Annotated in this window: 17 protein-coding genes; 3 read left to right on the forward strand and 14 right to left on the reverse strand. The window is 63.2% G+C overall.

The window, feature by feature from the left end; all coding sequences use genetic code 11:
• Positions 1 to 79: 79 nt before the first annotated feature.
• The 4 genes from INT29_RS09915 to INT29_RS09930 all read right to left on the reverse strand — a co-directional run bounded on the left by INT29_RS09915 (position 80) and on the right by INT29_RS09930 (position 3,911).
• Positions 80 to 1,258 carry a glycosyltransferase family 4 protein gene (locus tag INT29_RS09915; RefSeq protein ID WP_165770463.1) on the reverse strand — a complete coding sequence of 393 codons (1,179 nt, stop codon included), beginning with the start codon at positions 1,256 to 1,258 and terminating at the stop codon, positions 80 to 82.
• Positions 1,259 to 1,262: 4 nt separating this feature from the next.
• Positions 1,263 to 2,624, reverse strand: a complete 1,362-nt coding sequence (locus tag INT29_RS09920; RefSeq protein ID WP_096157675.1) for a lipopolysaccharide biosynthesis protein — start codon at positions 2,622 to 2,624, stop codon at positions 1,263 to 1,265.
• Positions 2,611 to 3,213: a sugar transferase gene (locus INT29_RS09925; RefSeq protein ID WP_240516216.1), complete on the reverse strand. Its 603-nt coding sequence runs from the start codon at positions 3,211 to 3,213 to the stop codon at positions 2,611 to 2,613. The genes INT29_RS09920 and INT29_RS09925 overlap by 14 nt, the downstream gene beginning before the upstream one ends.
• A gap of 80 nt (positions 3,214 to 3,293) precedes the next feature.
• The gene (locus INT29_RS09930) at positions 3,294 to 3,911 is read right to left on the reverse strand and encodes a low molecular weight phosphatase family protein (protein WP_165770464.1); all 618 of its coding nucleotides are present in this window, start codon (positions 3,909 to 3,911) and stop codon (positions 3,294 to 3,296) included.
• A 457-nt stretch (positions 3,912 to 4,368) separates the two neighbouring features.
• Here INT29_RS09930 and INT29_RS09935 point away from each other — a divergent pair, with 457 nt between their 5' ends.
• Positions 4,369 to 5,436, forward strand: a complete 1,068-nt coding sequence (locus tag INT29_RS09935; RefSeq protein ID WP_096157678.1) for an ATP-grasp domain-containing protein — start codon at positions 4,369 to 4,371, stop codon at positions 5,434 to 5,436.
• On the opposite strand, the gene INT29_RS09940 is transcribed toward INT29_RS09935, so the two are convergent.
• The 6 genes from INT29_RS09940 to INT29_RS20760 form a co-directional block, all read right to left on the reverse strand.
• Complete coding sequence (locus INT29_RS09940) at positions 5,425 to 6,741, reverse strand: hypothetical protein (protein ID WP_096157679.1); 1,317 nt, start codon at positions 6,739 to 6,741, stop codon at positions 5,425 to 5,427. The genes INT29_RS09935 and INT29_RS09940 overlap by 12 nt on opposite strands.
• An 89-nt stretch (positions 6,742 to 6,830) precedes the next feature.
• Complete coding sequence (locus INT29_RS09945) at positions 6,831 to 8,054, reverse strand: DegT/DnrJ/EryC1/StrS family aminotransferase (RefSeq protein ID WP_096157680.1); 1,224 nt, start codon at positions 8,052 to 8,054, stop codon at positions 6,831 to 6,833.
• A complete protein-coding gene (locus INT29_RS09950; protein ID WP_165770465.1) occupies positions 8,051 to 9,997 on the reverse strand; it encodes a nucleoside-diphosphate sugar epimerase/dehydratase in 1,947 nt (648 codons plus the stop codon). The genes INT29_RS09945 and INT29_RS09950 overlap by 4 nt, the downstream gene beginning before the upstream one ends.
• 213 nt (positions 9,998 to 10,210) lie before the next feature.
• Entirely contained in the window at positions 10,211 to 12,898 is a 2,688-nt protein-coding gene (locus INT29_RS09955; protein WP_193071522.1) for a helix-turn-helix domain-containing protein, read from the reverse strand.
• A gap of 283 nt (positions 12,899 to 13,181) precedes the next feature.
• On the reverse strand, positions 13,182 to 15,761 hold the full coding sequence (locus INT29_RS09960) for a helix-turn-helix transcriptional regulator (RefSeq protein WP_193071523.1): 2,580 nt from the start codon (positions 15,759 to 15,761) through the stop codon (positions 13,182 to 13,184).
• On the reverse strand, positions 15,746 to 16,495 hold the full coding sequence (locus tag INT29_RS20760; protein ID WP_413463159.1) for a helix-turn-helix transcriptional regulator: 750 nt from the start codon (positions 16,493 to 16,495) through the stop codon (positions 15,746 to 15,748). Before INT29_RS20760 ends, INT29_RS09960 begins: the two co-directional genes overlap by 16 nt.
• A 2,198-nt stretch (positions 16,496 to 18,693) precedes the next feature.
• On the opposite strand from INT29_RS20760, the gene INT29_RS09970 reads away from it, so the two are divergent.
• Together INT29_RS09970 and INT29_RS09975 are read left to right on the forward strand one after the other, a co-directional pair.
• On the forward strand, positions 18,694 to 19,887 hold the full coding sequence (locus INT29_RS09970; RefSeq protein WP_101571434.1) for an acyl-CoA dehydrogenase family protein: 1,194 nt from the start codon (positions 18,694 to 18,696) through the stop codon (positions 19,885 to 19,887).
• A gap of 39 nt (positions 19,888 to 19,926) precedes the next feature.
• Positions 19,927 to 21,075, forward strand: a complete 1,149-nt coding sequence (locus INT29_RS09975; protein WP_101571436.1) for an acyl-CoA dehydrogenase family protein — start codon at positions 19,927 to 19,929, stop codon at positions 21,073 to 21,075.
• Positions 21,076 to 21,410: 335 nt separating this feature from the next.
• Here INT29_RS09975 and INT29_RS09980 read toward each other — a convergent pair whose 3' ends face one another.
• The 4 genes from INT29_RS09980 to pyrE form a co-directional block, all read right to left on the reverse strand.
• Positions 21,411 to 22,040: a TrmH family RNA methyltransferase gene (locus INT29_RS09980; RefSeq protein WP_101571438.1), complete on the reverse strand. Its 630-nt coding sequence runs from the start codon at positions 22,038 to 22,040 to the stop codon at positions 21,411 to 21,413.
• Positions 22,037 to 23,722, reverse strand: coding sequence for an ABC transporter permease (locus INT29_RS09985; protein WP_193071524.1), 1,686 nt, complete (start codon positions 23,720 to 23,722; stop codon positions 22,037 to 22,039). Before INT29_RS09985 ends, INT29_RS09980 begins: the two co-directional genes overlap by 4 nt.
• Complete coding sequence (locus tag INT29_RS09990) at positions 23,722 to 24,603, reverse strand: ABC transporter ATP-binding protein (RefSeq protein WP_193071525.1); 882 nt, start codon at positions 24,601 to 24,603, stop codon at positions 23,722 to 23,724. Before INT29_RS09990 ends, INT29_RS09985 begins: the two co-directional genes overlap by 1 nt.
• A gap of 167 nt (positions 24,604 to 24,770) precedes the next feature.
• Positions 24,771 to 25,337: an orotate phosphoribosyltransferase gene (pyrE, locus tag INT29_RS09995; RefSeq protein ID WP_096157689.1), complete on the reverse strand. Its 567-nt coding sequence runs from the start codon at positions 25,335 to 25,337 to the stop codon at positions 24,771 to 24,773.
• Positions 25,338 to 25,474 lie beyond the last annotated feature (137 nt).

A 25,474-nucleotide genomic window follows, 5' to 3' on the forward strand; every position in this document is an offset into this window, starting at 1 on the left:
TTTTCCATTGGAGGGATTCTGATGGTTGTCTGTTGGGCTCCCGGCTCTGCTTCGGTGGAGCATGCTGGGGTGTGCGAGTTCAGCTGGCATCGAGGACCACCTCACCCAGTCGTTCATAGGTCACGACACGATCGAACCGTTCTTCGGCCATGCGGCGGGATCCGCGTCCGCGTTCGGCCAGCTGCCTGTCGGCCGCCATCTCCACCAGGGCCTGGGACATGGATTCGATGCTCGGATCACAGCTGATGCCGGCACCGTAGTCCTCGAGGAGGTCGCGGTATTCTTCGCATTCCTGAGAGTTGACCACGGGCAGGCCCGCCGCCGCGTAGTCACCGATCTTGTTAGTAATGGACTGTGCGGCCCCGGCGACGATGGGATTCATCGCAATATCGCAGCCGCGCAGGCGGGCTACCATCTCCGGGAATTCGAGTCGTCCGTAGAAGATGACTTCGTCCGGCAGATCGGCCAGTTCACACCTCCATTGGCTTTCGAACGGCCCGGTGCCCATGACGTGCAGCCGCATGCGGATGCCATCGTGGTTCAGCTTGCGGACAGCACCGAAGACGGTGGGCAGATCATAGCTGTGGCCCAGGGTCCCGATATAGGCGAGTTCGACGTATCCGTCGTCGCTCGGTCGCTCTGCTGTGAATCGGTCGAAGCGGCTGAGATCCGTTCCCAGGTAGACGGTGCTCACTGCTGAATCGTCACCGCGTGCATCGGCGACTCGGCTCGAATAGGTCTCGGAGACGGTGATCACTGCGTCGGCTGCCTGGTAGATCCGTTCGGCCGTTCGGCGCAACGGCGCGAACAGAGGACGACCTGCCCACTGCGGTCTGAGCACCATTTCGAAGGCCTCTGGCCACAGGTCCTGGACATCGATGACGAATCGCACTCCGTGCCGTTCGGCATAGTCGGCAGCGACCTGCGCGACCTCGAGAGAGGGGACGGCACAGTAGACGACATCAGGGACTCTGCGCTGTTGCAGATACTCGTTGAGTCTCTTGGCCAGCACACGATGACTGCGCAGACGTCCGATGGAGACATTGCCTCGGTAGTCCGGTTCAGCCAGATACGTCGTCAGATACTGCGGGTTCCGGATGAGAGTGAGGTCCCGCTGCGACTTCGACAGGTGATGGAAAGATGAGGTGACGAGTTCCACCTGCGCTCCACGCCGGGCGAGTATGCTCGCCAAGGCGTCGAAACGGTCATTGGGGTGGCTTCCACCGCCGGTGAAATGAGCGATCATCAGGATGTCCATGGGTTCACTTCCTCGTCTCATCTGTGAATCGGTCGGTCGTCTCAGGGGCAGACTCCTCGGTCGCCGCCATCAGCGCGGGCGTCTCTGCGGCGCCCACCGCACCAACCGGCTCGCAGTCCGGTGGTTGTGCTCGCATCGTTCCCTCACTTCTGCTGCGTAACACCCTGGCAAGGGCGATCGCACCGGCCGCAGCGCAGACGCTGTAGCCGATGATCGATCCGTAGGCCGCGCCGAGCATCCCGAAGGGCGGAATCAGAGCGAGGTAGGCCAGCAGCGAGGCTGCGGTGCCGACGATCTCGACGATCGACACGGTTCCCGGCGCGTCCGCGGCGATGAGCAGTCCCTGTTGGACACGGGTGAGGCCGAATACGATGGCAGACACTGCGAGGGGAATGATCACCGTGGTCGCCGGAAGGTAGGACTCCGGGAGGACGAAGAGGATCATGGCCCAGGCTGCGGCCCCGAGCAGCCCGGCGGAGGCGGCGAGCAGGAGGAGGCTGCCGCCGATGAGCCTGACGACGGGGAGCGGACCCGATGCGAACGACGTCGACCAGCTGCGCAGGGAGGCATCCACCCACTGCTGCACCGGCCAGGTCGCCATCTCCAGGACAGTGGCCACGGTGACGTAGAGGCCCAGCGCCGCCGAACTGCTCAGCATGGGCAGCAGCAGTCGGTCCGAGCGGAGCATTGCAGTGTTGCTGAAATCCGAGGGCAGCAGGACCAAGCCGCGGCGGCGCAGCCCCCGACTCTCCTCCCGCGACGGGGCCGCAGGCTTCCACGACTTGGGCACGAGGAACAGCAGCGCCACGGCTGGCAGCGCCGAGGCGGCGTAGGCCCACATCCACAGCACCGGATCGTCCACTTTGAAGAGCACCAGCAGCATGGCACCGATGACGATGATGACCTGGGTGGCGACCGCATTGACCGTGAACCATTTCCATTCACGGCTGCAGACATAGGCGACGCGCAGTGCCCGCACCAAGGAATTGAGTGCGACATAGCCGGCGATCGCAATGACGCCCAGCCACAGCCAGTCGGTGCTGAATGGCGAGAACATGGCGGCAAGGACCACGACCGGCAGGATGCAGAGAGTTCCCGGTGTCACCATTTTGGAGAAGACTCGGTACTCGGTGCCGAATCCCCCGGAGCGCGCCGCGATGAAGGGGCGTTCGAGGCCCATGATCGCGAAGACTGAGAGAAAGTACGCAAGCTGAAGTGCGAATGCGAGATCACCGCGCCCGGCGGGGCTGAGCACGAAAGCGGCCAACAGGTTCACTGCCACGGCGCCGCCGGCGGCCAACACCTGCGAAGCGACCAGCACCGCGGCGGCGAGCTTGGCGCCGCCGAATCGGTCACGTACGTTCATCGCCGGGGTCCTTCTCTCGGGTGAACGTCGGCATCGTATCGAATCCGCCTTTGTTGATGCCCTGTCTGCCCAGCACGGTCTGCACCGTCTGCAGCAAAATGTGCAGGTCGAGACGCAGGCACCGGCGGTCGACGTACTCCACATCGAGGCGGAACTTGTCATCCCAGTCGAGCTCATTGCGGCCTCGCACCTGTGCCAGACCGGTGATTCCCGGCAGAGTCTCGTGCCGTCGCGATTGCTCCGGCGTATAGCGCTCGAGGTATTCGACCCGCAGCGGCCGCGGTCCGACGAGGCTCATATCGCCCCGGAGGACGTTCCACAGCGAGGGCAGCTCATCGAGACTCGAAGCCCGCAGAAACCGTCCGAGCGGGGTCAGGCGCTGGCCGTCGGTGACATGTTTGTCGTCGGGATGGAGCATGGTCCGGAACTTGAGGATCTCGAAGATCTCCTCCCCTCGCCCCGGACGAGGCTGGCGGAAGATCACCGGCCGACCGTGCACGACGAGGACGATCACAGCGACTCCCGCTTGCACCGGTGCCGTCACAATGATTCCGAGCGCGCCGGCACAGACATCAATCGTCCGCTTCACCGTGTCATACGGCCGCCTCCGGCGTACCACGGTCGGGTGACCTCGCCGCCGGCTCGGCGTCTTCGGATCGAACTCGCCCATCATTTTCCCTCCCCGAGGTTGAGCGCCCTTTGGAACAGAGCCGCGACCCCTTCGACCGCGGGAGCGAGCTGGAGCGCCGATCGGGCGTAGGTGTCACGATCGCAGCCGTAAGGATCGATGACATCGTCGACTGTGACTTGTTTCGGGGACCGGCGCCGGCTGCGTCGCCGGCCGGCTGCTCCGACTGCGGCGCGCAGGCGCGCGGCCCGGTCTGCTGATGGCCCGCCGCCTTCGCTTATGATGTCGGCGTCGCGGGTCACCGCGGCGAGGCTGGCGAGTTCACGGATCGTGAAGGTTCTGCGGACGATTCGCGGATTGAGTTCGACCACTTCCCGCCGGTGATCTCGAGTCATCACGAGGACGAGGTCGGCGTCACCAAGAGCCTGCTCGCTCACCTGCTTCGTGCGGCGGGTACGGATTTCGTCGACTCCCATGTAACCGGCGATCTCTCGCACTTCCTCCGGGATCAGCCACCCCGAGGCGGCCCGTGTCCCGGCCGAACGCAGACGAATCTCGGAGATGTCGGCGAATCTCTTCGCGAGCACCGACTCCGCGATGCGCGACCGACAGATGTTGCCGGTGCAGACCGCGAGCACATTGAACGTCTGAGGTGTCACTGCTCCTCCGTACTCTGCATCGTCACCTTTGCGTCGACAGCAACCGACGACAGCGGGTCCACTTCGAACTTGCCCATGAACGTGTCCTTTCACACTGCGGAACCATTGCGCGCAGGACTGCTGTCGATGATTGCGACCGACGACACCGGCGAGCTCTCAAAGACTCTTCTGCACCGTTCTAACCGGCTCGGAAAGCTCGGCATTTCGGGGTTCACGCTACCGGTGTGGAAGGAGCTCGGACCGGGGCTCCACATGAGCCTGCGGTGACCCGCAGTGACCCTGCGGTGACCCGCTCGAACGGGCCTGGAGCGCAACGAATCCTGGTTCGTCGTCTCAGAGGCGGATAAGCTTCTGAGTAACAGGCCGACGACGTTCGTTCAAAGGTGTCAGCCTTCTTCGCGCCGAGGAAACATACGCCCATAGCTCGCACTACGCTGAGTGATTGCAGGAGGACCACATGACGTCGATTCCAGCCACAGTCGTGATCGGCTCGGCCGGCCGCCGCCTGTATCTCATCGATTGGTTCCGGCAAGCCTTCGACACACTCGAGATCGACGGTCGAGTGGTCGTGACTGAGAACGACAAGACGAGTTCATCCGCGACTTATGGCGACATCGGCAGAATCATGCCGAAGTACTCGGACCCTGCTTATGAGACCGCCCTGTTGGACCTCATCGCCGACCTCGAACCCCAGCTGTTCATCTCCGTCAACGACTATGAGCTCCTTCATCTCCATGTGAATACGGACCTCGCGGACCGAATGCGACAGTCGGGAGTGCTCGTCCCCGGTGTGTCCGCCGAATGGCAGCGCGGCTGCGTCGACAAGCTGCAGACGGCGCAGATGCTCACCGACATCGGCGTACCGACGGCACCGACCGTCAGCGGAGGAGACCGTGACGGGCTGTCGGCTCTTGCATCGAATTCTGATGACGTCGTCGTCAAACATCGGTTCGGCAGCGGCTCGTCGGGCCTCGCCATCGTCTCCGCTGACCGTGCGGAAGAGGCTGTGGCCGAATCACTGCTCACCGCGCCTGCACGATCAGACACTGAGCCGACTGCCGACGATGTCGTGGTCCAGCCCAAACTCTCCGGCGTCGAACACGGTGTCGACATCGTCGGTGCCCTCCGCGCCCCCAGGAACCTCGCCGCTGTCCTTGCCCGACGCAAGCTGCGGATGAGAGCAGGCGAGACGGACAAAGCGGTTACGGTGGATCCTGCACCGTTCGTCGCGAATTCGGCTCTCATCGCGGAAGCGGCTGGGCTCACCGGACTCATCGATGTCGACATGTTCCTCGACGAGGAGGGACGCAGCACTGTCATCGACATCAATCCGCGCTTCGGCGGAGGGTATCCATTCGTGCATCTCGCCGGAGCCGATGTCCCGCTGTACTATCTGGCCCGTGCCATGGGCAGAGACATCGGCCAGCAGTGGTGTCTCTATGAGACCGGCGTCGTTTCGGCCAAGTACGAAAGCGTCCGCGTCACGGCGCGGGAATCGGCTTCGCCACCCGACTCAGCGCAATGACCTGGAACGAAAGTGCTGCTCAGGATCCGGCATCTCATTGATGAAGTGCTGGCGTTTCCCGAAACCCACAACGAGTTCTTCGGAGTCATACGAGAAGTCACAGCGCACGATGTCTCCGACGCTCTCATTGAGGAGAGCTCGCAGCCGTGCCTCGATCTCGGCCGATTGCGGTGCGTTGAGCACCCAGGTGAATTTCCCGATATCGTTCTGACGCAGTTGGAACTGCTTGATGTCCGTCATCCGATCAACGGGTTCGAGGATTTCCATATACAGCAGCCTCCGTGGTGTCTCCGCTGTGCCGCCGACCGGAAAATCGCGCTTTCGTCCTCGGAGTTCCTGCAGTATGGCAGGATTCGCAGCACCGGTCTCGTCGACGGCGAATCGTCCGAGATCCCCGGTGTCATATCTGAGATAGGGCGAGGCCCGGTTGAACAGATCGGTGACCACGATCCGCCCGATATCGCCGGGTTGAACGGGTGCGTCCGAACCCAGTTCGAGGATCTCGAAGTGGAATGTCGAGGTGTTGAGGGTGTAACGAGTCAGGGCGCCGTCCGAGATTCCGAAGATTCCATTCTCGGTGTTGGAATACCGCATGAAGAGGTTGACTCCGGCGTGAGTCCGCACCAACTGGTCGAGTGAATTGGTCGCCGGTTCGCCGATTCCGAGCACGGCTCCGACGACTCCCTCGTCGAACACGATGTCGCACTCTCGGAACCCCTCGAAGAGTGCGTCCAGATAGGAGCAGAGGGCAACGATGATCGTTCCGCGTCTGCGTCTGAGCCAATTCGCGATCTTCCGGATGCTCCTCTTATCACTCTCTCCGGTGTACATCCTCTTGCCTTGCAGATGGAACGCCATTCTGGTTCGAGCCGACACGTCGAGCCACGATGTCCCGTGAACGACTGTTGCGAAGGGATCGGCGCCGAGGTACTTGTGAACTGCCACCATCTCGGCTCGATGGTGAGAGATTCGGTCGGCATCGAAGTAGGAGATGTAGCTGATTCCGGAAGTGCCCGACGAGAATCGGGTCGTGAGGCGGTCAGGGTCGACACTCCGGTCGAAGAACTGCCGCCGATCTTCGACCATCATCGGTTTCGTGACGACCGGCAGCGAATCGAAGCCTTCCCCCGGCAGCTGCTGGTAGAAGGGCACATGAGTTCGTGCATGCTGCGCAATCCGATCCAGCGCATCGAGTCGATGGGGAGCAAAGGGACTCTTCAGCGCCGAATAGACGTCGTCGACGACTGCCGATGACAGCCCTTTCGGCAGCATCTGCGCTGCGTATCTGCGTGCCGTTGACAGCATTGCGACTCACTTCTCCTCTTTCGGATTTCTGTTTCATTCGGCGTCGGTGCGGTGCGGAGCTCGAGCCGGATTCTCTCAGTCTTGAGACTTCATTGCGGTGTCTGCCGTCCGGCCGACGCAACTCGTGCTTTGAGAAACTCCGTGACAGTCGCGATGATCCGCTCAATGTCTGCCTCGTCCATCGTCGAACCGCTCGGCAGAGCGAGGCCGGTGGCGAAGAGATTCTCAGAGACTCCTCCGCCGTACATCTGGGCTCCGGAGAACACCGGCTGCAGATGCATCGGCTTCCACAGCGGCCGAGTCTCAACATTGTGTTCGGCCAGCCACGCGCCCAGGTCGGGCGCGCTGAACCCGGCTGTTCGAGGATCGACGAGGATCGTGGTCAGCCAAGCATTGTCACGGTGAGTGTTGTCATCGCCGAAGAGCTCGGCCCCTTCGATCGTCGCGATCAGGTCGCGGTAGCGACTCCGGATCTCCTGTCGTCTCGCGACCATCGAATCGAGCCGCGTCAGCTGTGCCCGGCCGAGTGCCGCGAGCAGATTGCTCAACCGATAGTTGAAGCCGATCTCACGATGCTCATAGTGGGCAACAGGTTCCCTGGCCTGGGTCGAGAGATATCGCGCGTAGTCGGCGAGGCTGGCATCATCGGTGAGCAGCGCGCCCCCACCAGAGGTGGTCATGATCTTGTTTCCGTTGAACGAGACAACAGCACCATCACCGAGGCTGCCGCAGAGTTCGCCTCCATAGCGGGATCCCAGCGATTCTGCCGCATCGACGAGGACGGGGACTTCGAATTCGGCCGCGATCGGCAAGATCCGGTCGTAGTCGGCAGGCCGTCCGAGCAGGTCGACCGGGACGATTGCCGCCGGCTTCTTCTTACCTCGGATCGAGTTCTTCAAAGCCCGGTGCAGCTGTGCCGGATCCATGTTTCCGTCCGAGGAGCAGTCGACGAATACAGGTTCGGCTCCGCAATAGGTGATGGCGTTCGCCGTTGCGGCGAATGTCATCGTCGACGTGATCACCAGGTCTCCCGGCCGCACTCCAAGGCCGAGAAGGCCGAGGTGGAGAGACGCCGTGCCGGATGAGAGCCCAACCGCATAAGAGACTCCGACTTTTGTCGCAAGCTCGGTCTCGAACGCTTCGAGGTCCGGACCGACAGGTGCTATCCAGCCGCTGCGAAACGCGCGCAACAGGAATTCCTCTTCGAGTTCCCCGACGTCGGGGCCCGACAGGAGGATCCGGCCGACGGCCGGGACAGGCTGAGGCTCCAGTGCGGTCTGCGGCTTCGTCGGTGCCGCGTCCGAGATCGTCATGGCCTGACCTCGTCCGAAATCAATGTGGTCGGCACCGACAGGTGGACAGCTCCGCCGGCGGGTTCTCGGCGGTCCACTTGATGACCGAGTTCCGATTGGGGACGGCAGCTGCGGTCGCAGAATTCTTCGATGATGCTCCGCTCGGCCATATCGATCGGCAGCTCAGCGGACGAGAGGACCGGCGCCTCCACTCTGCTGATCTTGTCGTGGACGCGGATGACCGTGCCCTCATAGTCGCCGAAGAGCTCCTCGTCGAGCTTCTCGCCTTCACGCAGGCCGGTATAGACGATCTCGGTATTCTGATTCGACATCGCCACCAGGCTCCGTGCGATATCGACGATGCGCACGGGTTCACCCATGTCGAGGACCATGACGTAGCCGTCTTCACCGATCGTCGCCGCCTGCAGCACCAGCTGGCAGGCCTCCGGGATCGTCATAAAGAAGCGTCGGACCTCCGGATCGGTGACCGTGATCGGACCGCCCTGTCTGATCTGCTCCTGGAACGACAGGAGCACCGATCCGCGAGAACCCAGGACATTGCCGAAGCGGACCGAGAGGTAGGTACCGGGCGACTTCGCTGCGAATCCGCTGACGAGTCTTTCGGCGATCCTCTTGCTCCGACCGAGTTCGCTCGTCGGGGCGGCGGCCTTGTCCGTCGAAATGTTGACGAAGGTTTCGACTCCGGCCGCACGTGCGGCCTCGAGGACGTTGAGGGTGCCATGGACATTCGTCTTCCAGGCCTCCTCGGGGAATCGCTGCAGCATCGGCAGATGTTTGAGTGCCGCTGCGTGGAAGACGATCTGCGGCTTCGCCTCGGCGAAGATATGGTCAAGGGCGCTCCTGTCGCGGATATCGGCGAGCACGGTGTTCGGCGACATCAGCAGCGCCGAGCCGTAGAGCATGAGTTCGACTCCGTGCAGCGCGGTCTCATCCCGATCGAGCATGACGAGGCTCTCAGGGTGGAGAGAGAACAGCTGTCGGCAGAGTTCGCTGCCGATCGATCCTCCGGCTCCGGTGACAAGCACCCGTTTGCCGGCCACCTTCTCGGCGATCTCTGCCAGATCGGTGTGCACCGGGGCACGGCCGATGAGGTCCTCGACCTTGATATCGCGGATATCGCCGATCTCGACCCTTCGATTGACCATCTCTGCCAGCGGTGGGATCGTCCTCAGCCATTTCCCTGTCGGCTGCAGACGATCGCGGCAGGTCTGCAGGAACTCCGCTTCGGAATCGGCGATCGCGACGATGACGCCGGAGACGTTAAGCCATCCGGCCACCTCGGCGATGTCCTCGCTCGTTCCGCGGACACGGACCCCGTGGACGCTCAGATGACGTTTGTGCGGGTCATCGTCGATGAGCCCGACGGGAAGATAGGCACCATCAGGATCGGAGAGCATCTGCCGAATGAGGGACTCAGCCGCGGCACCGGCGCCGACGACTAGCACTCGCTCCCCTTGCAACGGGCGGGTGGCGATCTGGTGGGACCAGCGGACGAGGTAACGGCTGCCGGTCATGAAGATGACGGCAGAGAACACGGTGAGCAGAACGAACGGGGAATCCCCCAACGTGACAGCCATCAGACCGCACGCGATGATCAGGGCGATGATGGCGATGCCGCCGTATTCGGCGAAGCTGCCATAATGGAAGCGACTGCGATAGAGCCCGATGAGCAAGCCGAGGAGCAGCTGCAGAATCGCTGCGGCCGTGACTGCGGAGGCGAGTTCGACTGCGCGGACGACACCCGCGCCCATAACTACCGAGGCGAACAGTCCGGCAACGGCCCAGGCTGCCACATCGAAGACTAGTTGGAATCTGGTCTTGCTCCTCCAGATCCGCATCGACATCCGCGCCGACCAGGGTGCACCAGAAGTCACCGGGGCCGGCGGCGCCTCGCTCACAGCACCCATCCGGGTGAGTGGATTCGGATGTTCTGACACAGTCATCGTGATCTCCCATGCTCGGCTGTTCCGGCCCAGTCCTTGTGGCTGACGGGCATCGTCGGAGCGAGCCGGCGATGCAGCGATTCCAACTGCGGAATGCGTCGACTTCACGCTATGGGGGTACGGTGACTGCTCTGCCGCTTGCGGAGGAGGGACTGCGGTCATCCGCGACGGCCGTGCGGTATGCCGCTCAGCGGATTTCTCCTCCGCCGGTGCTCAGACGGCGGCGAGACGCGGGTTGCCCGCCAAACGGGACACGAGTTCGGTTCGCGAACCGACATCGAGCTTGCGGTAGACGGCCGTGAGCCGGAGTTCGACGGTGCGCAGGGAGACGAAGATCCGTTCGGAGATCTCCCGGTTCTTCAGTCCGGCACGGACCAGCTCGACGACCTTGAGCTCCTCATCGCTGAGTTCGCCGAGGCGCGGCAGGCCAGGCATCGTCGGTATTTTCGGCTCCTCAACGATCTGCCCGTTGCTAAGGTGCTCGGCGAGACGCCCGGCCCCGACTTCGCGAAGCAGTGCCGCGGCGGCGAGCCTCTGTTCACGTGCTCTCAGCTTCGAGCCGTTATCGGTCAGTCTCGAGGCGAAAGCAGCATGAGTGACTGCCTTCTCGAAGACGAGCTCAGAGGTGCTGGCCTGCCGCAGTGTTCGCCCGAACAGATCGGTGGCAGTCTCCCCTGCGGCCAGAAGCGCTTCGCTCCGCCCGACGACCAAGTCGACCCACCGAGAAGGGCATACCTTCGCGCGGTCACGCAGCTTCTGGAGCAGAAGAGTCGCATGTTCCCGTCTGCCAACACCCACCAACGCTTCGATGAGGTCGCCTTCGAAGCGACGCACGTTCGGATTGGTCACAGCCGCAGAGAGCGGTTCGCAGCGCCGAAGGTGGCCGAGGGCTTCGGCGGGACAGTCGGTGCGCAGCAGGTATCTGCCCTGAAGCGCATTGAGTTCGGCCAGCAGGGGTTGATTGTTCGTCGCCGAAGCCAGAGCCGCGGTCTGTTCTTCGACCGACCCCGCTTCTCCGGCGCGTCCGGTCAGCAGCAGCTTCCAGGCGTGCAGCAGCAGAGTCCGGTCCCGACGGACGACGGCGAGTCCTCTGCTCTTGTCGGCGGCCGATTCCGCGATGATTCTGTCGATGATGGCAACGGCTTGGCTGACGCGACCGAGACGCACTTCCAGGTCTGCGCGGACGCAGTCCACCTGTCGCTTCCAGACTCGGTTCGCCGCGCATGTCTCACCGATGTGGTCGAGCACAGCTGCGGCGGCTTCGTAATGTTCGGTGAGGATCAGCCCGGTGGCGACGGCGAGCCCGAAGCTCGGTCTGATCGAATCCTGGTGTTCCTGCAGGCTCGCGAATCCGGCGAGCGCCGATCCGTCTTCCCCGCTGTTGCTGTCGAGCAGGATGCGAACCGCCTGCGCAAGCTGCTGCTCGCCTGCGCGAAAGTGCTCGCTGGTGGCCTCGGCGAGCGCCAGGAGCTCCTGCGCTCGGGGGAATTCGCCTCGTTCACAGTGGCAGAGCGCCAGAGTCAGCTGCAGGCGTGCCACTTCGGAGGGCGCCTGTTCCGATTCGTCCCTGCTCCACGACGTGAACAGTGAGGAAGGCAGTGTCTGCGTTTCAAGGAAGACGTTGCGGACTTCGAGAGCCCGAGCGCGGACGACAACCGCTGCCCGGTTCGATCGGGAGGCGATCCGCACATAGCGACGGGAGAAGGCGAACTGCCCGTGATCGGACAATGTCTCTGCGATCTCGACCAGCTGACCGCGCAGCTCTTCGAGATCATTGCAGACTCGGATGGCTCGTTCGGCGAATTCGACGCCGCCGGCGGTGAGTTCGCGTCGGACCAGTCCGAGAGCGTGCGCCGCCAGATGCTGCGCGGTCTCCTCACCCGGATCGACGAACGAGACATGCCACGCCTCGACCTGCGGCCAGGTATCGGCACAGTCCTCGACCATTGTGAGATGGGTTCTGCGGCGCTCGCTCGCCCCCATCGACTGTTGCACCATGGCGCGGACGAATCCGTGCGGTATCCGCAGAAAAGCTCCCCGGCGTTCGATCGTTCCGCGCGACTCCAGCTCGTCGACAGCTTCCCAGAATCCGGGCATCCTCCTGGCCAGGGGCCGCAGAGGAGTCAGCGGAGACAGGGACAGGCATCTGAGCAGCGCATCGGCCTCGGGCGTCAGCCCCTCGACATAGTCGGCGATCATCGGACGGCTGGCCGGCCCCACTCGCACCGGGATCGACAATGCGATCTCACCGCGCATCTCGCTCGGCGCCATCTCCTCGAGGATGTGGCTGACTGCCAAGGGCCGACCTGACGCGGCGTGGGCGGCGATCTGGGCCGCCTCCTCGGCGATCATCGTGTGTCCGAAGCGGGCGAGCGCGAGGTCGCGGGCAAGCTCGATGAGTTCGGCGATGCTCAGCTCCGCAAGTTCGATCTCCGGCACCGAGGCGAACGGACCGTCATCATCGATCGACCGTGCCGTGATGACGATATGCAGGCGTCCGGTCTTCAGACGGCGAAGCACCTGCCCGAGCACCCGCTGCGAGTCCATGTCCATTTCGTCGGCATTGGGTACGAGGATGAGCGTGTCCTCCTCTCCCGGGATCGATCGGAGGGCCGTCATGATGCTCGGCACGATCTCATCGGCGGCGAGCTCCGCCGGATCCAGGGATCCGTCGGCGGATGCGCTGACGGCGGCCAGCAGACCGCCGATCCCGGAGAAGAGGCTGTCCTCGTCGAACGGGCTCGATGCCACTCTGATGACTGTCCCCTCCCACTCTGATTCGAGTGCCCGCAGGATCGAACGCCTGCCGGTCCCGAAGCCGCCGGTGAGAGCTGCGGAGCGGTGCCGGGAAAGGAGGGAGCGGAGGTCGCCGACCTCTTTGCGACGAATCACCTGACGCATGATCCACTTCCCGTCAGGGAGTCCGGGGAGATCATTCGGAGAATGATTCCCGGTCGGGGGACGGACGCTGCCGTTCGTGCAGCGCGGGGAATGGTTCGCAGAAGAGGCTGAAGGTTGATGTCCATACACCGATGGTGCTCGCCGGGAGCCCTCCGAAACCAGGTGGCCGACACGGGAGTCCCCAACAGGTCACTACTCAGTCACCACCGGGTCACCACTGGACCATCGCATCGAGTACTCGCTTGTGGCCGAAATCCCGCAGTTGCGGATACTCGCTTCCGGCTCAGGCCCGCATTCGACCTTCGGAATTCCGCATCGCCTCGGCGACCTGTTCTCTGCGCTCGACACCGAGTTTGCGGAACAGTCGGTAGGTGTGGCCCTCGACCGTGCGTACCCGCACCCCCAGTTCCAACGCGATCTCCGCATTCGATCGGCCTGCGACTATGAGTGCGCTGATCTGCTTCTCTCGTGCAGTCAGCTCCGCGAGCCGACCGCCTGATCCGCGATTCTGAACTCCGTGAGCGCCGAATCGCGCAGCCAGTGCGATGCACCGGCCTGCCAGGTCGGGCATCGACGGCCCGTATTCTTCCGCGAGAGCCGTCAGCGCTGCCCGATCAGCGTTGCGCAGAGCTGCGCCGAGGCGGCCGACGATATCGAACTCCCGCCCGGTTCCGTGCGCGGCCGCTTCGCACATCGCCTCGGGCGCGATCTCGTCGAAGTGCAGGAAGAGGTGCAGCCGGATGAGCACGACGATCGCTGCGGCTCCATCGGCTTCGGCTTCTCTCAGCCTCCGTCGCAGCTCGTGCTCGTACCGGGGTTCCCCTGTTCGGATCGCTCGTGCAGTGGTTCGCAGCACGAGTGCCCGACGGTATTCGTGGTAGACAGCCGTGACGGGCAGCTCGTCGAAGCGGGCGTGCAGGTCATCGGCCTCAGCCGGGGTTCCGACACGTGAAGCCGCATATTCGGCCTCGGCCAAGGCGATGGCGAGCTGAGTGCCCTGGTTCCAATAGGCGAGCGATTCGATCGCTGCACGGAGTGCCTTCATCGCCCCTGGGAGGTTACCCTCAAGCAGGTGGGTCTGCGCCCACAGCAGATCGACCGGACCCGAACGGGCTGACAGATATGCGATGTCATGTATCGGCAGTGCTGTCATCATCTCCTTCGCTTCGGCTATCCGTCCCAGCTGCAGCAGCGTACGCCCCCGCAGCATGATCAGGTGAAGCACTCCTGTGCTTTCGAAGTGGAATTCGGTCTGGGTGGATTCGAGGAGGGCGAGTGCTTCCACGGTGAGGCCCGAGTCGAGCATGTCCGTTGCATGCAGCATGGTATCGAGGAGGTGGAAGTTGCCCGGCGCCGCACTCTCGTGGGAGAGCCCGTCGAAGACATCGACGGTGAGCGGTCGGCCTTCAGCCACGACTGCAGCGACTCGGTCAAGCAGCCTGAGCCCGAACTCTGCATCCACTCCCGTTCCGGGATGCCCGTCACCATCGTGTTGAAGCCGTTCCAGAGCGGTGCGGAAATCCGCAAGCCGCAGAGCGGGAGACATCGTGCTGAAGGCACGGTTCATCCAGACCACGAGGGAGTCGACGACGAGCTGTGCACAGCAGGCGGTGCGAACACCGTGGGCCACGAGGTCGAGGCCGAGCGGAATCTTATTGCATCCGCAATAGAGCAGAGCAAACGCGAACAGGTCGTGCGGGCCCATCCGCTCCGTCGGGATCACCGCGATCAGCCGCATGGCCCGATGCCAATCCCCGAGGCGGGCAGCGATCAGTGCCGCTTCGATGGTCCGTGATTCGCTGATCTCTGCCCCGCAGATCAGTCCCCATTCGGCCCTGACCGTCTGCGCCCACTCCGAAGGTGCATCTCCACACGCGTCGATGAAATCGAACCACTCTCGGCTCCGACCGGTCGGCGTTGTGTATCTGATCGTGTCCGAGGTGTGGTTCTCCACCGCCTCGTAGATCTGGCCCCTCCTCGGATCGATCTTCAGCTCTCCGGCGGCCACGAGCTCGTCTGCGGCTTCCCCGAGTCCAGCCGTGATCAGTGTCGCAAGCTCCACCTCTCCTGCGAGGACGACCAGTTCGAGGGCTTCTGTCTCTTTCGGCGAGTGGTCGCCAAGACCGATCCGTGCATAGTCACGGGCACGCGCATCGTAGTCGATGTCGAGTCCGTCGAGAATCCACACTCCTCGACGCATGAGGAAACGCGAACGCCTTCCGGTGTACTCAAGCAGTTCGATCAGCCTCCCGGGGTTGCGCTTCGAATGGAAGTCGACGATGTCGACCACGGCTTGGGACACGATATGGCCGAGGCGGTGTTCGATCATCGACCGATAGTCCTCGCGCGGCAGCGGGCCGAGGACGAGATGCTGGAGCACATGGTCTTCGACCAGGGCCGAGAACGGAATGAGCCCATCGTCGGTATTGGTGCGCGACATCGCGACGAGCCTGATCGATCCGACGCTGGCCAGGCCCGTCAGGATCTCCTGCGAGCGGGAATCGAGCAGATGGGCATCATCGACGAACACCGCCCGCGGTGCGCGGGTCGAGGTGAGTCGTGACACGATACGCCCCAGGAGCGTGGACGGGTCTCCGTCGAGGTCCACGAGCAGACCGAAGACACCGAACTCGACGTTCTGATGGACCCGGTCTCCGCGGATCCAAATTGCGTCGCTTCTGTCTTCGAAGGTCGTTCGCGCCAGGAGGGTCTTGCCGACGCCGATTTCGCCTTCGATGAGGATGCCCGAGCATTCCGAGCAGCGCAGAGACTCATGGGTCAGATCGAGTTCGGCCCTGCGCCCGAAGATCTTCGTCCCGCTCTGGGTGCTCGCGGCCGATGCACTGCTCACTTCCTCAGCCATTCGGCCACCACCTCTCGCAGCTCGTGCCGATTTGCCACATGCGTCCGGCGGTAGAGACGACCGAGGTGCCATTCGACGGTTCTGGCCGACAGATGCAACTCCTCTCCGATCTCTGCGCTCGTCCGGCCTTCGACGACGCCGGTGATGATCGAGTGCTCGAGTTCGCTCAGGCTCTCTGCGAATCGGTTCCCGTCGGCGTCGAAGTCGAGCACACGTCGGCTCCTCCCCAGCAGTGCCCGGGCTTCTTTGGCGGCTGTGGCATCGCCTGCGGCAACAGCGCGCTTTCGGGCCTCGCCGGACAGCTGGTCACAGAGCACGACCGCGCCGAACAGAAGTGCCTCACGCGCTGCAGCGATGAGGGCCCGCAGATCGTCTGTGCTGAAGGCATGAGCCATGGCACGCAGCAGGCGACCGAGTGCGCCATCGACTCTGCCTGCCGATGCGGACAAGCGGCAGATGGCCTGTTCATGGCCGAGTCGACCTGCTTCGAGCCACGCGAGGCAGGCAAGAGTGTGCGCGCCGTGTTCTTCGGCCCACGTTCCGAGATCATTCAGCTGTGGTGCCGCGGGTACCGGCGAGGTCTGCGCCAGTGCTTGAAGATCGAAGAGTCTGGCTTCGAATGAAGCCCACCACGAATGCCGGCTGGCTTCGGCCTCGTCGTCGACAGCGATTGAGATGACGTCGGTCTGCTGGTGTGTCAGCACGGCAGACAGACTCTGCGCCGACCTGGCCATTCCCGCTATATCGACGACGTCGGATGGGTCGCTGACGAGATTGAGTGCGCTGAGGGTGCGGTGGGCATTCGCCACATTTCCGGTGCGCAGGTCGATGAGCGCGTTCGTCAATCTGGTCAGCCGCCGGCTGGAGGTCAGTTCGTCCATGGCGGTTCGCGCATCGGCCCAGTCTCCGGCGACGAAGTTCGCCACGAAGAACTGTGGAACGGCGTCTTCCCACTCGAAGGATTCGGGCCCTGGAAGTTCGAACATCAGCCGGGCTTGGGCAATATAGCTCAGTCCCAGTTCGATCCGGCCGGCCAACACTTCGGCAACGCCGAGGAACGCGCATGCCCGCAGGCGGTGGCGCACCAGACTGGCATGGTTGAGATAGACGCTTTCGGCCAGAGAGCAGGCAGCTGCGATCCGACCTCCTTTGAGTTCGAATCGGGCCCGCGTGGCGTCGAGCCGGCCGAGATCAGCAGGCGAGGCCAGCCGGTCACGGACCCATGCCAACTGCAGTCGTTCAGGAGCGCGCGGGTCCTTCAGCCGCAATTCCATCGAGGCGAGCCGAGACAGATATTCCTCTGCGCCAGATTCTGGGTCCAGGCAGGCCGCGGAGACGAGCGGGTCGATGATCTCCCTGGCTTGTCGGAGTCGGCCGGCGCCCCATTCGCAACGGGAGAGTTCGAGGTCGAGCTCGGGCCCGCGGTACCCGCTGGTGCGGATGATCTCCGCGGCTTCGAGGTACCTGCCGCGTGAGTTTCCCCAGGTTGCGGCGTCCAACACCTGCTTGGGAGTCGGCACCCGCCCCAAGGAGATCGACCACGCTGCATAACCGAAGAGCGCCCTTCCGTGGAGAGCCGAATGGTCGACTCCGGTATCGAACCGGGTGAGCAGTTCGAGGCTGCGAGAGGGCGGGACCGCAGCGCGGACGTTCTCGGCCGTGACTGGTTCATGCATGCTCACCTCTCCGCCTCTCCCCTTCGAAATCGCCAGGAGCCCATCCTCGGCCAGAGAATCGATGATCCGCGGACTGGTCAGTCCGACGAGCACGTCATAGGGCACTGCTTCGATGAGCGAGACGGTTTCGATGACCTCTCGGCTGGGCTGATCGGCACGGGCGATTGCGGTCTCGACTCCACTGGTCCGGCTGCGCCCGAAGAGCAGTCTCTCGAGCAGCCTCGGATTGCCATGGGCGAGAGCGCTCAGTTCTGAGACCGATCTCGTCTCTGTCTCCATGAGTCCGACGCTGTTAATCATCGCAATCGCATCGGCCTCGTCGATTCCGTCCAGGTCAACCCTGACGACACTTCCGGTCAACCACAGCCCGGCGATGAGATCGACCGGGGGCCGCGCGGATTCGGCAGCGATGACGATCTTGATCCGACGCGCGTCCGTGAGCTGCGCCAGCACAGCCAGAGAATGATCGTCGACGAGATCAGCATTGTCGACGACGACCAGAGGGCATCCTCCCGCCGATCTGCGTTCGAAGAGATCGCCGATCACCGACAGCGCTCGACCGGGCGGAAGGTCGGTGCCGAGGCCTTCCCGAGAAAGGAGTATTTCGAAGATTCCGAGATTTCGCACTCGAGCGTTACCCGATCCGCGCAGGCGGGTGACCGACAGATCGGCGTCGAGACGTGAGAGTGCGGCGTTGACCAACGCGGTCTTCCCGACGCCCGCCGTGCCCATGATGAGCGCTCCCAGATGCTTCTCACCGGCGATCGCATCGACGACCGTCGACATCTCGGACCCATATCCGAAGAGTCGACGCGACGGTGCGACCGGGGGGATGCGTGTAGTCCGACCTGACACGTCACTCAGCTTTCCGTACCCCTGGGGATGTTCTGCGGCGGGGAATGCGGAGCCCATCGGCACGGGGTTCACTCCGGATGCGCTCTCATTTCGGATTCAACAATGAAATTCCTGAATTATTCTTATCACTCGCGATAGGTGTAGTAATACATTTTTGAAATAAAGTTAGACGATTGTGACATGAACATCCGATCGGACGGGAGGGCCACCTCGGCGCAGGCGAAGCCTTCAACACCTCTTGCCGTCAACCGTCCTCCACTCCGGACCATCCGGCGCAGCTGCCCCCTCGGCGAGCATTCTCCGCCACTCACAGACACCCTCTCTCACTTCCCCACTTGTGAGCCTGCACACCGAAACGTACTATTGGAGCTAAGTTACCGAACGATCAATCAGGAGTTTTCATGGACACCTTGCTGAATGCAGAGGAGCGCGAGTTCGCGCAGAAGATGCGTCAGTTCTATCGCACGGAGATCCCCGAGGAACTGCGCTTCAAGGTCGCTACCGGCCAGGAGCTGACCAAAGAAGACATGGTCACTTCGCAGCGGATCCTCAATCAGCACGGTTACGCCGTGCCGAACTGGCCCGTCGAATGGGGCGGCCAGGACTGGACTCCTGTGCAGCGCCACATCTGGCTCGAAGAGATGCAGCTCGCTTGCGTCCCACAGCCTCTGCCCTTCAACGTCTCCATGGTCGGACCGGTCATCGCGACCTTCGGCAGCCAGGAGCTCAAGGAACGCTTCCTTCCGGCCACCGCCAATATCGACATCTGGTGGTCACAGGGATTCTCCGAACCCGATGCCGGCTCTGACCTCGCTTCCCTGAAAACCACCGCAGTCCGCGACGGAGACAAGTACATCGTCAACGGACAGAAGACGTGGACGACCCTGGGCCAGTACGGCGACTGGATGTTCAACCTGGTCCGCACCGACCCGAACGTGAAGAAGCAGGCGGGCATCTCCTTCCTGCTCATCGACATGAAGACGCCCGGCGTCACGGTCCGCCCGATCCAGCTCATCGACGGCGGCCATGAGGTCAATGAAGTCTTCTTCGACAATGTCGAGGTTCCTGTCGAGAACCTCGTCGGCGAAGAGAACAAGGGCTGGACCTACGCGAAGTTCCTGCTCGGCAACGAGCGCACCGGCATTGCTCGCATCGGCGGTTCGAAGGTCAATCTCGCCCGTGCCAAGGCCTACGCTGCGGTGACGAAGACGGCACGCGGCACGCTGCTGGATGACCCGCTGTTCTCCGCCCGCCTGACCCGGATCGAAGCTGAGCTCACCGCTCTCGAAATGACTCAGCTGCGGATCCTCTCAACCCAGGCCGCTGGGTCCGACAAGCCGGATCCACGCTCCTCGGTACTCAAGCTCAAGGGCTCACAGCTGCAGGAGGACATCAGCGAACTCCTCGTCGACGTCCTCGGCCCGCAGGGACTCGACTTCGTCACTGACCGCACCCAGGGTGAGGGCCTCTCAGACCTTCCGCTCGGAGCTGTCGACGCCCTGCCCGCGTACTTCAACACCCGCAAGGTCACCATCTACGGTGGCTCGTCCGAGGTCCAGCGCGGAATCATTTCGAAAGCACTGCTTGGTCTCTGAGGTTTCCACAACCCCAGGACATCTTAGAAGAGGACAATCATGGATCTTGAACTCAACGACATTCAGCAAGAACTCGCCAGCACTCTGAACAAGTACCTGCGCAGCGAGTACGACACCCAGGCCCGCGAGGCCATCCTGCACAGCGAGGAGGGCGTCTCCCGCGAGAAGTGGGAGGCGTTCGCAGAGATGGGCCTGCTCGGCCTGGCTATCCCGGAGAACTACGGCGGAGCCGAAATGACCTTCGCCGAGGTTGCCGTGGTCCTGGAAGCATTCGGTCGCGCACTCGTGCTCGAACCGTTCCTGGCCACAGCTGTGCTGGGCGCAAACGCGATCGCCGCCGCAGGCTCCGAAGAGCAGAAGCAGGAGATCCTGCCCGCAGTCTGCGAAGGCCAGACCTTCCTCGCATTCGCTGCCCTCGAGCCCGGCCTGCGCTACGCGGTCGACACACCCTCCACCACCGCCTCGGCGGGCGCCGACGGCGCCTTCACGATCAGCGGTGAGAAGAACGGTGTGCTCGGCGGAGACGTCGCCGACCAGTTCATCGTCACCGCTTCGGAGAACGGTGAACTGGGACTGTTCCTCGTCGCGGCATCCGCTTCGGGGGTCAGCCGTGTCGCTCACCGTCAGGCCGACGGTCAGGGAAGCGCGAGCGTGAAGTTCGACAATGCGCCGGCCCAGCGTCTCGGCGCTGCCGATGCGCATGCCGTCGTGGCTGAACTGCTCGACACCGCAAACGCTGCGATCATGGCCGAAGCAGTCGGCGTGATGGAAGCCTCGCTGACGATGACGGCCGAGTACCTCAAGACCCGTGAGCAGTTCGGTGCCCCGATCGGCACGAACCAGGCACTGCAGCACCGTGCGGCCGACCTCTACGCCGACCTCGAGTATGCACGCAGCATGGCACTGTACTCCCGTCTTGCGGTCACGAACGAGGAAGCCGGCTCCGAGAAGGACCGTCACCGGGATGTCATCGCGGCCAAGATGATCATCGACCAGTCGGCACGCACGATCAGCCAGGAGTCGATCCAGATGCACGGCGGCATCGGCATGACGATGGAGTACCCGATCGGTCACTATGCGAAGCGACTGACCGTCATCTCCCGCACCTTCGATGATGCTGATTCGCTGACTGCCGAACTGGCAGAGATCGGTGGGCTCATCGAGCCACACGCAGCCGACCTCAGCTGAGGCAGGAAGACCCGACCGAGGCGCAGAGCATTCGCTGACGTCGGGCGTCGAAGTCTCTGCAGAGTAGAAGGGGCGTTCCGCGTTGCTTCCAGTATTGGAAGCAACGCGGAACGCCCCTTCTTCGTCCTTTCCTGCACTTTTGCCGCAGCCGCATCGATGAACCACCGAACGGTTGGTAAGTTCTGGTCGATTCCAGCGCTGGGATCGACCAGAACTTACCAACCGTTGGGGCCAAAAGTGCCAGCGGAGGCACAGTACAGCCCTGCCCACCCGTCGACGTTCGACTCACGGGTTGCTTGCCCACTCGTCGGCCGCCCTCTTCACGTTGGTAGGACTTAGGCCACCGGCTGGTCGTAGACGTGACGGCGGACCCAGGAGTGCATGGTGATCGCTGCCGCTGCGGCCGCGTTCATGGACCGCGTTGAACCGTACTGTGCGATCGAAAGCACCGCAGTGCTCGCCTGGTGCGCTTCCTCGCTCAGGCCCGGCCCTTCCTGCCCGAACAGCAGCAGGCTGCGCCGCGGCAGGTCATAGGTCTCCAACGGCACCGAGTCCGGGAAGTTGTCGATTCCGATCAGCGGCACGTCATTGTCAGAGCACCACTGCAGGAGGTCGTCGATGCTCGGGTGATGGATGATGTGCTGGTACCGGTCGGTGACCATCGCACCGCGACGATTCCAACGCCGTCTGCCCACGATGTGCACCGCGGCGGCGTTGAAAGCGTTGGCCGTCCTGACCACCGAACCGATGTTGAGATCGTGCTGCCAGTTCTCCACACCGACGTGGAACTCGTGCCGTGTCGTGTCGAGATCGGCGACGATCGCGTCCAGCTTCCAGTAACGATATTTATCGACGACATTGCGACGATCGCCCTCGCGCAGCAGCTCGGGATCAAAGTGCTCAGACACAGGCCAGGGGCCGGTCCACGGACCGACCCCTACCTGTGGCGTACTGTCTTCAGTCACTTCTTGTCATCGGTTTCATCCGCCGACTCGTCAGTCTTCGCTGCCTTCGCCGAGGTGTCGTCGGAGTCCGCATCGATCGCGTCGTCAGAGTCGGAGTCCGAATCGATCGCGTCGTCAGAATCGGAGTCCGAATCGGAGTCCGAATCTGCGGCAGCATCCTTGACGTCAGTCTTCTTCTCACCGGCGGAGCCGACGGAGACCTTCTGCGCACGCTTGCTCATCTTCACGGTCTTGCCGCCGCGTCCCCCGCCGGTGAGCACCGCGCGAACGTAGGCGCTGCTGGCCAACGAGTGGATGATGAGTGCGACCACCGCAGCAATGGCGGCGGCAACGAGGCCCTCCCACCATGCGGGTGGACTGCCGAAGAAGCGTCCGGCAATTCCCAGTGGCGAAGTGAACGGGGTCCACGACAGCACCTTGGCGACCAGTCCCGAAGCTCCCAGGATGACGGGAGCGATGAAGCCGGCCACGGTGATGACGCCGATGATCGACACGAAGGTCTTGCGTCCCTTGCTGCCCGCCACGGTCGACGCCCACAGGAGGAGTGCGTAGATGGTCCATGCGGTGAACAGCAGCGTCAGTGCGAACCAGCCCAGGCCGGGCAACATGGCGAATGCCAAAGATGTCTTGCCTGTGATGGAGAGACCGAGTTCGACCACGACGATCGCGACGACCAGATACACAACGGTCAGGGAGAGCATGCCCGTGATCCGACCCGACGCCGAGGCGCGAGGCGGGATCGTGGCGGCGATGATCTCAGTGATCCGGTTGCGCTTCTCCAGACGCAGGTTCTGATAGAGCGCGGTGCCGAGTGTGGCCACCACGAGCAACGCGAACACTGCCATGGCCCACAGCACCGGAGTGGCGACCTCGTCGCCGACTGCTGGCGAGTTCAGCAGCGTCGCCTCAGTCTTCGGCGCAAGCTTCTCCAGCAGTTCCTCGGGCTGTTCGTCCAAAGCAATGATGGTCGGCTCTGCCTGTCCGCTGGGGTCCTGGATGAAGGCCGCGTCGACCTTGCCCTCCTTGACCAGCTTCTCTGCGGACTGAGCGTCCTTGACGTCGGTGATCTTCACACCCAGCTGCTGCTCGTACATGGCAGCCTGCTCACCCACCCCGACCATGGCCATGCTCGGGGTGCCAGACTTCGAGTCGGATCCCCCGACAACGCCGGAGATGATCGCTGCCAGGATCCCAAGCACGATGACGGCACCGGTGACCAGGAAGAGAGGGCTGCGCAGTGCGGTCGTGCTCTCCCGGTTCGACACCAGCCAGGCGGCCTGATTCTTGTTCACGTCGACGAACTCGGAGACCAGTCCGGTCTCGGGAAGTTCATCGGCCGAGGGCCTGTCCTCGGCAAGTTCGAACGGAACCTCGTCGAGGCCGTCATCGGCTGGCACTGCGTCCGAGTCTGAGTCGTCAGCGTCGTCAGCCGTCGTTGCGGGCTTGGCACCCTTGGCGCCATTGGCGGTTGTCGCCGACTTCGCGCCCTTGGCCTTTTTGCCCGACTTCGCGGTCTGAGCCGACTTCGCTTCTGTGCTCTGTCGCGAGTCGGCATCGTCCTCGGTCGCTGTGACGTCATCGCCGACAGGTATGCCCAGATCATCGATGTTCTCGCCCGCAGTGCCCGTCGAGACCTGCGGTTCCGGGGAGTCCCCGTCTAGGCCTTCGTCCTTGCCTGCCATCACAAAGCCTCCTTGTACTGCTCGGCCAATGTCGGGCGAACACTCTCGAAACTCTTCACACCATTCAGTGCTGCCACGGTCTGCGCTGCGGAGCCGGCATCGGCAGCCCGGAAGCTGATGACGTTGTCTGCGGAGTCGAGGACCGCAACATCGCTGATGCCCGCGCGCTTCTCCAATGACTTGGCGGCCGCCTCGGCGTCGGCGAGCTCCACACGGTACTTCACGTCCGCCCGCAGCTCCTCCACGCTGCCGGACACGCTGGTCCGACCCTGGTTGAGGATGACCACGTCGTCGGCATAGGCCTGCGCGGCCTCCCAATTGTCGGTGGCCAGGATGACGGGCACCCCGGAAGCAGCGTGGGCGCGCAGCAGGGACATCACAAGTTCGGTTGACTGCGAGTCGAGCCCGGAGAAGGCATCGTCGATGACGACGACGTCGGGGTCGGCGGCCAAGGTCGCTGCGATGTCGACGCGGGCGATCTCCGTGCCGCTGAGATTCTTCAACGGCGCATAGCCACGATCGGCCAGCTCGAGACGTGACAGCAGAGTCAGCGCATTGCGCTCAGCAGCGCCGAGGGTGATGCCGTGCAGACGTGCCAGGTAGACGATCTGATCGATCACGCGCATGTTCGGGTAGCCCCCGCGTTCGGAGGGCAGATAGCCGAAGTTCTGACGATCGCCGAAGTCGAGTTCGAAATCCTCAAGCTTGACGGTGCCCTCATCGGGCGAGATCAGCCCCATGATGACGCGAACCAGCTCGGTCCGGCCGGCCGAACGGGTTCCGACGATTGCGGTGATCCGGCCTGCCTGCGCGGTGAAACTCACCTCGTCGAGATAAGTTCGCTTTCCCTTGCGCAGGGAAACCTCTTTCAGTGTGAGCACGCGTCATCCTTACTTTTCCTGAAGCAGTACTGTGGGAGTGTCTCATCTATCGTGTTGATTCGACCACGATGTTTCAAACCAGGACCGTGATTTCGACAGAATTGCCAGTCGAGTCCCAGCTGGTGATCGACGGGCAGAGATCCGTCCGAGAAGCTTGGACGAACGAATCAGTCCAGCCCAAGATCGCTTGTCGTCATCGCCGTGAGATACGGAATTCCTGTTGCTTCGACCCGTTCCTTGGCGCCGGTGTCGCGGTCAATGACCACGGCCACAGCTACCACCTCGGCGCCGGCCTCCTTGAGAGCTTCGACCGCGGTGAGCACAGAACCGCCCGTGGTCGAGGTGTCCTCGACCGCCACGACCCGCTTGCCTTTGACATCCGGGCCCTCAACGCGACGGGACATCCCGTGCTTCTTCGCCTCTTTGCGGACGACGAAGGAGTCCACCGGAGTGCCGCGAACGACGGAGCGGTGCATGACTGCGGTGCCGACCGGGTCAGCACCCATCGTGAGACCGCCGACGGCATCGACCTTCTCCAGGAGGCCCTCGGCCGCCAGGAGGTCGAGCACCACCTCACCGATCAAGGGAGCGGATCGATGGTCGAGGGTGACCCTGCGCAGATCCAGATAATAGTCAGCTTCCCTGCCTGAGGAGAGGGTCACCTTGCCACGAACCACGGCGAGTTCGTCGATGAGGTCGAGCAACTGTCGGCGGGTGTCTGCACTGTCGGTCATGCCCCCAAGTCTAAACGGCCCACTCCGCTGTGCAGACCAGGGCCGTCTTCCCGCGCGGGGCGGGTCGAAGTCACCAAGCACGACCCGCTCCCTCGCCGAGGTGGCGGTGACAGGGATCACTGCACTCGAATCGCACA

The sequence above is a fragment of the Brevibacterium sp. FME37 genome (genome assembly GCF_014897485.1).
GTDB lineage: Bacteria > Actinomycetota > Actinomycetes > Actinomycetales > Brevibacteriaceae > Brevibacterium.

Bases quoted from the DNA above. Each gene is read 5' to 3' on its own strand.
- INT29_RS09915 (WP_165770463.1), bottom strand. From the start codon at position 1,258: ATGGACATCCTGATGATCGCTCATTTCACCGGCGGTGGAAGCCACCCC.
- INT29_RS09920 (WP_096157675.1), bottom strand. From the start codon at position 2,624: ATGAACGTACGTGACCGATTCGGCGGCGCCAAGCTCGCCGCCGCGGTG.
- INT29_RS09935 (WP_096157678.1), top strand. From the start codon at position 4,369: ATGACGTCGATTCCAGCCACAGTCGTGATCGGCTCGGCCGGCCGCCGC.
- INT29_RS09940 (WP_096157679.1), bottom strand. From the start codon at position 6,741: ATGCTGTCAACGGCACGCAGATACGCAGCGCAGATGCTGCCGAAAGGG.
- INT29_RS09945 (WP_096157680.1), bottom strand. From the start codon at position 8,054: ATGACGATCTCGGACGCGGCACCGACGAAGCCGCAGACCGCACTGGAG.
- INT29_RS09950 (WP_165770465.1), bottom strand. From the start codon at position 9,997: ATGACTGTGTCAGAACATCCGAATCCACTCACCCGGATGGGTGCTGTG.
- INT29_RS09955 (WP_193071522.1), bottom strand. From the start codon at position 12,898: ATGCGTCAGGTGATTCGTCGCAAAGAGGTCGGCGACCTCCGCTCCCTC.
- INT29_RS09960 (WP_193071523.1), bottom strand. From the start codon at position 15,761: ATGGCTGAGGAAGTGAGCAGTGCATCGGCCGCGAGCACCCAGAGCGGG.
- INT29_RS20760 (WP_413463159.1), bottom strand. From the start codon at position 16,495: ATGGCCAGGTCGGCGCAGAGTCTGTCTGCCGTGCTGACACACCAGCAG.
- INT29_RS09970 (WP_101571434.1), top strand. From the start codon at position 18,694: ATGGACACCTTGCTGAATGCAGAGGAGCGCGAGTTCGCGCAGAAGATG.
- INT29_RS09975 (WP_101571436.1), top strand. From the start codon at position 19,927: ATGGATCTTGAACTCAACGACATTCAGCAAGAACTCGCCAGCACTCTG.
- INT29_RS09985 (WP_193071524.1), bottom strand. From the start codon at position 23,722: ATGGCAGGCAAGGACGAAGGCCTAGACGGGGACTCCCCGGAACCGCAG.
- pyrE (WP_096157689.1), bottom strand. From the start codon at position 25,337: ATGACCGACAGTGCAGACACCCGCCGACAGTTGCTCGACCTCATCGAC.